Genomic DNA, 10177 nt, shown 5'->3' with positions numbered 1-10177 from the left:
CGGAGCATGATCGCTCCAGGGCAAACTTTTGAGAAGTTATGGCAAGTTATCCAGTTTTGGCATAGCTTTTGGTATGTCACTGACGGTGATCGAGTTTACCCAAAATATAGCAATGAGCGCTCAGGTATTTACAATGTCCAGCTCAAAGTGCAGTAAGCGAAAAGGTGTACAAAAAATAATAGAGTTGTTGGGAATTAAGCACAAAAAATGGCTAAAACCCTTATCAGTCAAAGTTTATAGCTATTTTTAAGTTTAAAATCCTGAAAGCCTTATACAGTAAGCTTTTGAGCATTTGAAATTTTTATTTCCCAACAACTCTAATGTGTAAATATGCCAGCGCACATTGCTATATATTCAACCTGAAGACCAAATGGTCTTGCAAAAGTATCCACTCAATATGATGGGGTAGGCAATTATGATAGCTGCCAAGACCAGCCAAGGGAATTAATAGAAGAGCGATCGTAAATAATAGTTGCCAGAGAGGGAATATTTCTGGTCTGAGAAATGCGATCGCGTACATATTCAAAAAAGCTCAATCCCAGCTTGCGAGTAGTAGCAACAAGGGACATAAAAGTATCCCAAGATGCAGTCCCCTCAGTCGTCTGATATACAATCCGGTTATATAGTATATGTTCATAATTCTGTCTACACTTCAATATCCGCGTCTCCGTGTCTCCGTGTCTCCCTATCTCCCTAGCATACAATAACTATTCAACCGGATTCTATATTACACATTCACCAACGCCAATATATGAGCATGGCAGAGGAAAGTCATCTATGAGCTTTATTCCATTTTTTCTTACTTCCTGCAAACATTGTGGTCAAAAGAGAAGATAAAAACAGATTGTATCGCAGAAGGAAAAAGGAAGAAGGAAAAATCTGGTGTTGCATAATTGTAGGATGATAATCACATTTGCACGCATCTGAAAATCTTGATAGATCAAAAAAAATTTTTTGACACATATCAAAATCATCCCATGATGATGCAACGCCAAAATCTTGTGTTGTCTGAGTTTTAAACTTTTGATATGTCCGCGCCCTTTCCTTCGACTAGCTATACTAAAAAATATTTGCCTCCTTATAGTGAACGCAATCACTATTAAACCGGGGTTGCACATTATGGAATGACATTGCCAAAAATTGGTTTAGATTTTGACTAAAAAAACCTAATATTAATGATTCTAGCAATTGATTAATCCACAATCCAATTCAATCAAAAATATCAAATCATTCGTCACTGTGCAACGCCATTAAACCAATATATACCGTAATCTTTGTGACACTTTACATTCTGTAGAGAAATACTACGAAGGTACTAAATTAGTATTGACATATTGACCACGAGAAGAAGTATTTACAAAAAAGTGATGGTACAGCTATTGGTGCAACAAGCATCAATCGCTATAGTTCTTGATGCTTGAAGTGAAGAGAATCAGTGAAATAGAGAATCTGTTAAGTAAGATGTAGTCTTAACTTAAGATGCTGCTGCTGATACTTCTTCTCCTCAAGCATCAATCGCTATAGTTCTTGATGCTTGAAGTGAAGAGAATCAGTGAAATAGAGAATCTGTTAAGTAAGATGTAGTCTTAACTTAAGATGCTGCTGCTGATACTTCTTCTCCTTCTTCCACAACTTTACCTGCTTCTACTTGACGCAGGTGAATATGTTTACGTCCCAAAGAAATCTCAAACTCATCTCCTGGCTCTAATTCCATTATTTTAGTATAAGCTGCGCCAATTAGTAAATTACCGTTGGATTGTACACTAATTCTATAGCTAGCAGAGCGTCCTCCACGGCCATTACCATTCTGTTTACTATCTAATTGAATACCCTCAGCATCAATCAAAGCATTCAAAAACTTCATCATGTTAACTCGTTCAACACCATTTTTAGTAACAGTGTAGTAGCCACATTCTCTAGCCTTCTTTTCCTTACTTTGATTACCTAAGTCTTTGACTTTTTTAAGTAAATCTTCCCCAGATAAGGGTTCAATATTTTTCTTTTTAGCCATATTTTCAGTCCTAACATTTTGCTACAGTTATCAGTTTTTATCTTGGTTTGTTTAAATTCCAAGAAACGATAAACAAATATTTGCTCGTAAAACTATATTACACTAATTATCTAAATATTTCACATATTCGACAAATTTTTAACACAATATTCTGAGAAGAGCTATTGATTATAGCCACCAATCATATCTATAGTATGTAATATTAAGCATTGCGCTATCAACTATCAACTATTCACCTATTTAGTTGAAGGGCCTATTAATATAGTTATAGCTATAAATTCCTAAAGTCCCTTTGAATTAAACACAATACAATGAAGTTAACTACTCGTGGACATTATAGTGTTAAGGCACTTTTAGATTTGAGTTTACAACAAAATAATACTCCTATATCTGTCAAAGAAATAGCACTACGTCAAGACATACCTATAGCCTACCTTGAAAAGTTATTAATAGAGATGCGTCGTGCTGGTTTAGTCAAATCAGTTCGTGGTGCCCAAGGAGGATATAAATTAGCTAAATTACCTGCTCAAATATCTATAGGACAAATACTAGAATCCGTGGGTGAAACAATCAAACCTTTACCTAGATATGTTCCTGATAATAAACAGGCAGAAGACTGGGTTACTTATTCTATCTGGCATAGATTAGATAAAAAACTTTCTGAAGCACTTTACAATATTTCTTTAGAAGACTTATACTATGATGTCCGTAGTTGGCAAGCTGTAGTAGGAGAAGAAGCGAGTTTTGTTGTTTAATTTTTGATAGTTTGAGTGTCAAGTTGTAAGAGTTAATCAGTAGTATATGATTCATAAGCATTCAGCTATTAGCACTCAGCACTTCAGCAATTAATAATGAATAATTACTTCTGAGGTTAGGTCTGGGGACTTTAACAGTAACTTTTTATTCAAACTCAATTTAAAAGGTTGCTTTTACCTTTCCCAACATTAATAGCTGATAGCTAATAGCTGACAGCTAAATGCTTACTATGATTCACCATGATTACTTATTAAAACAAATTTATAACTATTGAATTCCTGTGAGTGCCAACTATACTTTAATTATTCTTTTCATAGCTGCTTGCCTAGATTATTTGATTGGCGATCCTTGGGATTGGCCACATCCTGTAAAGTTCTTAGGTTGGATAATTACTCATTACACTAAACAAATATTTAAACTCACTAAACCTTATCAAGATAACTCTCACGTATTTATACTTAGATTGTCAGGTATATTACTAGCGATCGCTCTTGTTTTGGGTAGTGGAATTATCAGTTGGTTAATTATTCAAGCTTTACGAATAAACTTTACCCAATTTCCTTTATTAACAGTAATAATAGAGAGTATTTTATTAGCTAGCTGTTTTGCGGGAAAAAGTTTAAGTATGGCAGCTAAAGAAGTACTTCAACTGGTAAGAAGTGACAATTTAATTCAAGCACGTCAAAAATTAAGTATGTATGTAGGTAGAGATACAGAAAATTTATCAATATCGGAAATATTTCGAGCAATTTTTGAAACAGTAACAGAAAATGCAACAGATGGAGTAATTGCACCTTTATTTTACGCTTTAGTGGGAGCCATAATACCAGGTGTAGGTAGCGTACCTTTGGCATTTGCTTACAAAGCTGCTAGTACATTAGATTCGATGGTCGGGTACAAAGAAGCGCCCTATACTGATATAGGATGGTTTAGTGCCAAACTAGAGGACGTTTTAACTTGGCTACCTTGTCGTCTAAATGTTCTGACTATAGCTTTGCTCTCTGGTAAACCCTTATATGTTTGGAGAATATGTCAAAGGGATGCGGTGAAAGACCCTAGTCCTAATGCTGGTTGGAGTGAATGTGCCTATGCTGCAACCTTGGGAGTACAGGTAGGTGGTACAAATTTGTACAAGGGAGTGGTTAAACATAAACCACTATTAGGAGACCCCACCTATCCAATTACACCAGAAATTATTGATCGAGCATTGCAGTTAACTCGATATTGCTTTCTAATTTGGTTAGGGTTATTTTTTATTTGTTATATAATGTCCGGTAGCATCGGTATTGTATAGTGAAGGTAAGGAAGAAGGAAGAAGGAAGAGGGAAGAAGGCTTAAAAGTATGAAAAAACGTAAATTTCCTGTAGATATTCACCCTTGGTTTTACACAAACGTGCCCCAGGGGACATGATATTATTTATCAAAATAATTGGGTGTAATATCCCGCCTTGATTGGCGAAATGTTTTTGGAGGGGAGCTTATAGCGGTTTTCAAGGTTTTCAAATAGATAGAGTACAGTGGTCAAAGCATTTTTCTGCTCCCTACTCCCTACTCCCTACTCCCTAAGCAAAAACAGGACTTACGCAAAGACACTGTGTATAGAGTCCAGTAACTATTAGACAATAGTTATGAGTACTATATATAGTGTATATGCGTAAGTCCTAAAAAAGAATTTTTTAGTCTACTTAATAATGAAAACTGCTGTAAATCACCGTTACAAAAACAACTTCTGACTTCTGACTTCTGACTTCTGACTTCGTTTGACTTCTGACTTCTGACTTCATTAAGGTGGTGGAATATATGAGCAATACTGTAGAAATTTTATCCGCACAGGAGTTACGGCGTACTGTTACTCGTCTTGCTTCCCAAGTAATTGAAAATGCGGGAGATTTGTCTCAACTGGTATTGTTAGGCATCTATACTAGAGGAGTACCGCTAGCGAAAATATTAGCAAATCAAATTGAATTGCTAGAGCAAGTCAAGATACCTGTGGGAGCATTGGATATTACTTTTTATCGGGATGACTTGAACATAACGGGAATGCGAACTCCAGCTAAAACGGAAATTCCTGGTGATATTACTGGCAAGATTGTGGTTTTAGTTGACGATGTGATCTATAAAGGTCGAACAGTGCGAGCTGCTTTGAACGCAGTTCTTGAATATGGTCGCCCAGAAGCAATTAAATTAGTTGTGTTGGTTGATAGAGGTCATCGGGAACTACCAATTCATCCAGATTTCACAGGTAAGAAGCTACCCACTTCTAGAGAAGAGAAGGTCAAAGTTTATGTGCAAGATATTGATCGGAGAGATGGTGTGGAGTTATTTCGCTAGTGCCGCTACGCGGAAGTCAAAAGTTAAAATTCAAAAGCGAGTGCGTAATTCTGAGGTCCCCTCAGAATGTAAGACGCACTCAAGACAGTCAAAAGTATTGATTGGTAAGGCTTTTAGGATTTTGTTACTGGTTATATCATGTTCAAATAATCAGTTATAAAAACCTTATCTCTTTGAATCTTTCTTTCCCTTCTGCCTTCTGCCTTGCTTTCTCCAAAGTATAAGTATTTAACCGAACATGATATTAGTTATTTCTGCAATCCTGCACTAGAAAGTGTGAGGAGTGTGAGGAGTTCGGGGAGATGGGAACCCACCCCTAACCCCTCCCTGGAGGGGAACGTGGGGAGATGGAGAAAGAGTTGGCAATGGTGCTCAGATTGTTGATTTAAAACAGTTTGTAGGGGCAAACGGCTGTTTGCTTGCGCATACTTCGTAACGCCCCTACGGTTTCTTCAAGCTAAAAAATCTGCCGATCGCTCTCGGTGCTGACCACTGAGGTGCTTTTTTAACGTAACTTGAGAATGTCAGCAGTTATAGCCAAACTCTCTTCATATAAAACTTCCCGACCCCAACGTTGTAACTGTTGAGCCATCAAATATTCTGCTTTCTGATCGCTCAAAGCACTGACTTGCTCTGTACGACAAGACTGGGCACTACCACCTGCTTCTAATCGCATACAACCAGTATCTTCAGAACACAAAATCGTGCAACAGTCAGCATTGGGATTACTAGACCCCAAACGCACGCCCACTAAATCTCCAGGAATTTCACCATAGTCAGCGGTAGGAATTGCTGCTAACTCAGCTAAAATCTCCTTATCCGTAGGACTGGTAAACTTGACATGAACGATATCATAATCACCACCAGTCTCAGTATAAGCTGTAGGTTGCCAATCAAGACGACTAGCAAACCACCCCAAAAACATTAGTGCTTGGGCAGCATTCCCTTTTTCATAGTCAAGAGTAATTTTATCTATTTCACCCAAGGAAGCACGACGTTGTGGTGGATCGAAAGTGGCAGCAGCTAATTCTTGCCATGCAGAGAGACGATGCCAATTTAAATCAGCAATGTATGTTTGATTTTCGATCAACTCTTGCATTTTGAGAAATTCTGAATCTGCATCGCTAAAATAAGATGAATCCAGAATAATGCAATTGCTATTTTCACATAGGTTTCGGAATAATTCTTGTTCTTGATTGGGGGTAGCTTTCCACCAAACAAATTTAGGCAAGTCAGGAATCATCAATGATGTCACGACATCACTCACCCTTTCCAGTGCTTCTTTAGTTCCGCGTAGAGTAATATATTCACAGCAAGTTAATGAAGACTGCTTTTTCTTTACTGGGCAATAAGCAGAAACTTGTGCTGTTACCCCTGTATCTTCTCCAAAAGTAGGACATAGTGTGATGACTCGACAGGGGTTTTGATCTGCAATTACTTCACTAATGCTAAATCCTCTAGCATCCATGTTAGGGAATTGCCGAGTTTCTGGAGATTTTGCAGCCCACTCTGAACGTAACTTAGCGAGAGTCTCGGAGTCTATCCTACCTGTTATTGGTAACTGATAAGCTTTTTGAGCCTCTTTGATGGCATCACGGGCCTCATTGCCGTTAATACCATCTATTTCACCTTTGTAGAATCCCAAACCAGCCAAAAGTTGCTGAAATTCTTCGGGTTCATATATTACCATGCTGAAAGTAGCTGCTCTGGTAGCGATCGCAGTTGCTTTTCCTCCATTTTGACCGAGCCAGATTTTACTAAGTTCTGCTTCAATTTCTCCGAGAGAAATATCTTTTGGTTGTTGTAAGGCAACAAGTGTTGTACTCATTTTTCTTGTTTGTAAATGCTTTACTGATGGTTATTTAAGGGAATAGGGAACAGGGAACAGGGAACAGGGAACAGGGAACAGGGAATAATGTCCGCGCCCAATTCTTGTAGCAAGCTATGTCATCCGCCAAGAAATAAATTTCTTGGATCTATAGCAGAAGTCATCTTTAGATGACTAAAGATAGCTAATTTATGATGGCTAATTAATGAGACTTGATATAAGTCACAATTGGAAGAAATCCTTCTGCCTTCTGCCCTCTGTCTTCTGCCTTCTGCCTTCTACTACAGTCGGCGCCAACGACGACCATCACGATTGAGTAACAGTTCAGATTCAACTGGTCCCCATGTACCTGCTTCATACAAAGGTATGGCCTCTGGTGGTGCTGGAGCATCCCAGATACCTAGTATTGGTGTTAATGCTCGCCAAGATGCTTCTACTTCATCACCATGAGTAAATAGTGTTTGGTCTCCTAACATACAATCAACTAACAATCGACTGTAAGCATCTGTACTGGGTTTACCAAAAGCAGTATCGTAACGGAAATCCATATCTACTGAACGAGTCCGCAGGGAACTGCCTGGAGTTTTTACCTCGAAACGCATAGAAATTCCTTCATTTGGCTGAATTCGCAAAGCCAATACGTTAGGATTTGCTTGTTTAGCTGCTGACTGGAACATTAAATATGGTACTTCTTTGAACTGAATCGCGATTTCTGAGACTTTTTTCGGCATTCGCTTACCAGTCCGCAGATAAAATGGAACTCCTTTCCAACGCCAGTTATCAATATAGAGTTTCAGTGCTGCATAAGTAGGTGTGGTGGAGTTGGGGTCTGCTCCTCCTTCTTCCCGATAAGCTGGTACATCTTTGCCTTTCATCCAACCGTTTGTATACTGGCCACGAATTGCAGAAAGCTCCAGGCGTTCTAAGTCTGCCAAGCGGGTTGCCTGAACTACTTTTACCTTTTCGTTACGAATACTGTCAGCATCGAGGGAATTAGGGGGTTCCATTGCTGTGAGGGAGAATAGTTGCATCAGATGATTTTGTACCATGTCCCGCAGGGCACCTGATGTTTCATAATATCCAGCACGTCCTTCTAATCCTACTGTTTCTGCAACAGTGATTTGAACGTTATCGACAAATTGACGATTCCATAGGGGTTCAAAAATGGCATTGGCAAATCGAAATACCATTAAGTTTTGAACTGTTTCTTTTCCTAGATAGTGGTCGATGCGATATATTTGCTCTTCTGGGCAAACTTGGCGAACGATTTTATTGAGTACCTGGGCTGAACTGAGGTCTCTACCAAAGGGTTTTTCAATTACTAATCTATGTTTTTTGGGGTCTTCTAACATTCCTGCTGCGCCTAACTGTTGAGCAGCTTCTCCAAAAAAGCGTGGTGCTACAGATAAGTAAAATACGCGATTACCTCGCGTACCTCTTTCTTCGTCAAGTTGGCTCAAAAATTCTTTTAGTTTTTGGTAATCTTCTGGTTTGTCGATATTACCGGGAGAGTAAAAAATCCCTTTGGCAAAGTCATTCCAGAGTTCTTCAGATTGTAATCCACCACCAAATTCTTCTACGCCAGTCCGCATTTGTTCGCGGAAGTAATCATGGCTCCATTCTCTGCGTGCTACTCCGACTATTGTTAGTTCGGGGGGGAGTCTCCGCTCTAGCTTCATTTGATAGAGTGCTGGAACGAGTTTCCTTTGAGTTAAGTCCCCTGAAGCACCGAAGATAATTAAAATCTGGGGTTCTGGGACTCGGTCTTGTTGTAACCCAACCCGCAAGGGATTTTCTAATAATGCTACCATCTATGTTGACTCCTTCTAATTTATTTACTTATAGAAGCTTGTTTGTTTTTGCCGAGGTGTGCTATTTTATTATTTCACTACAATTAGCTATGTTGATTGTTTTATACTAAATAATTAAATAATTCAGCGTCTTTAGCTACATTAATTTTAATTTTTGGTCATCAGTCAAACCGTTTTTTTTTAAGTTTCGGCTGTCGCCGACATGAAAATGACTGATGACATATAGCAAGGAACGAGTTGCTTAGGAATTAGGAATATAGATTGATGATGAACCGTATGCTTTTCCCACTGTTCCCTGTTCCCTGTTCTCTGTTCCCTGCTATAAGATTTTTCTAACTTGAGACAGGTGCTAATTTTTTGACTTTTTCTTCTAGGGAGTTAATTAGGGAACTAAAGGGTTTGATAAATTTGTCGATCCCTTCTGCTAGCAGTTCGTCCATAACTTGGTCGATATTGATATTAATATCGGGGTCTTTAAGACTTTCTATTAGCTGCATCGCTTCTTCTATATTAGTCTCTACTCGGTTATCAACATGACAGTGATCAGCACAAGCATCTATGGTTTGGGGAGGCAAAGTATTTACTGTATCAGGCCCAATTAATTCATCCACATACATCACATCACTGTAGGTGGGATTTTTGGTGCTAGTACTTGCCCATAATAGCCTTTGCATTGTTGCACCTTTTGCAGATAGAGCTTTCCAGCGGTCGCTCTGAATAATTTTTTTGTATTCTTGATAGGCTATTTTGGCATTAGCGATCGCTACTTTTCCTTTGACGGTTTCTAGTTTGGCCTTGACAGTATCATCGGTTACATTCTTGATTTTGCTATCAATAGTAGCGTCAATATTACTATCAATGCGACTTAAAAAGAAACTTGCCACAGAAGCTATCTTACTGACATCTTCTCCTTTAGCTGCTCTTGCTTCTAGACCTTCAATATAGGCCCAAGCGGTGTTTACATAGCTTTCTACAGAAAATAGCAAAGTGACATTGACATTAATCCCTTCACTAATAACTTTTGTTACTGCTGGTAAACCTTCCGGTGTACCTGGAATTTTAATCATTAGGTTTTCGCGACCGATAGCAGTATAATAACGAATTGCTTCGCTGATGGTACTTTCTGTATCTTTGGCTATAGTAGGTGGGACCTCAATACTAATATAACCATCTAATCCATTAGTTTGTTCGTAGACTGGCATAAATATATCGCAAGCATCACGAATATCCTTAAAAACAAGAGATTCGTAAATTTCCATCACTGACTTACCAGCGCTGATACCTGCTTCAATATCTGCATCATAGATAGCATTACCAGCGATTGCTTTCTCAAAGATAGCGGGATTAGAAGTGATACCACGAATCCCGCTATCTTTGAGAAAGCAAGCGCTGATACCTGCTTCAATATCTGCATCATAGATAGCATTACCAGCGATTGCT

8 protein-coding genes are annotated in these 10177 nt (G+C 38.6%); 3 read left to right on the top strand and 5 right to left on the bottom strand.

Translation table 11 applies throughout. The features are described 5' to 3' along the window. Positions 1 to 413: 413 nt before the first annotated feature. Both D5R40_RS38145 and D5R40_RS26785 read right to left on the bottom strand, forming a co-directional pair. Positions 414 to 656, bottom strand: coding sequence for a hypothetical protein (locus tag D5R40_RS38145; protein WP_205127704.1), 243 nt, complete (start codon positions 654 to 656; stop codon positions 414 to 416). 935 nt (positions 657 to 1591) lie between these two features. Beyond that, positions 1592 to 2011: an AbrB/MazE/SpoVT family DNA-binding domain-containing protein gene (locus D5R40_RS26785; RefSeq protein WP_124143060.1), complete on the bottom strand. Its 420-nt coding sequence runs from the start codon at positions 2009 to 2011 to the stop codon at positions 1592 to 1594. A 311-nt stretch (positions 2012 to 2322) separates the two neighbouring features. Between D5R40_RS26785 and D5R40_RS26780 the strand changes: the two genes are divergently transcribed. The 3 genes from D5R40_RS26780 (at position 2323) to pyrR (ending at position 5098) form a co-directional block, all read left to right on the top strand. After that, entirely contained in the window at positions 2323 to 2766 is a 444-nt protein-coding gene (locus D5R40_RS26780; protein WP_124143059.1) for an Rrf2 family transcriptional regulator, read from the top strand. Between the two features lie 281 nt (positions 2767 to 3047). After that, on the top strand, positions 3048 to 4061 hold the full coding sequence (cbiB, locus tag D5R40_RS26775) for an adenosylcobinamide-phosphate synthase CbiB (protein WP_124155469.1): 1014 nt from the start codon (positions 3048 to 3050) through the stop codon (positions 4059 to 4061). A 506-nt stretch (positions 4062 to 4567) separates the two neighbouring features. Then, the gene (gene pyrR, locus D5R40_RS26770; protein ID WP_124155468.1) at positions 4568 to 5098 is read left to right on the top strand and encodes a bifunctional pyr operon transcriptional regulator/uracil phosphoribosyltransferase PyrR; all 531 of its coding nucleotides are present in this window, start codon (positions 4568 to 4570) and stop codon (positions 5096 to 5098) included. Positions 5099 to 5603: 505 nt separating this feature from the next. Here the strand turns inward: pyrR and opcA are convergent. The 3 genes from opcA to tal all read right to left on the bottom strand — a co-directional run bounded on the left by opcA (position 5604) and on the right by tal (position 10158). After that, positions 5604 to 6926 carry a glucose-6-phosphate dehydrogenase assembly protein OpcA gene (gene opcA / locus D5R40_RS26765; protein WP_124155467.1) on the bottom strand — a complete coding sequence of 441 codons (1323 nt, stop codon included), beginning with the start codon at positions 6924 to 6926 and terminating at the stop codon, positions 5604 to 5606. Between the two features lie 281 nt (positions 6927 to 7207). Then, positions 7208 to 8737, bottom strand: a complete 1530-nt coding sequence (gene zwf / locus D5R40_RS26760) for a glucose-6-phosphate dehydrogenase (protein ID WP_124143055.1) — start codon at positions 8735 to 8737, stop codon at positions 7208 to 7210. Positions 8738 to 9069: 332 nt separating this feature from the next. After that, entirely contained in the window at positions 9070 to 10158 is a 1089-nt protein-coding gene (gene tal, locus D5R40_RS26755) for a transaldolase (protein WP_240041662.1), read from the bottom strand. Positions 10159 to 10177: the final 19 nt, after the last annotated feature.

This window comes from Okeania hirsuta (genome assembly GCF_003838195.1).
Lineage (GTDB): Bacteria > Cyanobacteriota > Cyanobacteriia > Cyanobacteriales > Microcoleaceae > Okeania > Okeania hirsuta.
This window is presented reverse-complemented; position numbering and strand designations above follow the sequence as displayed.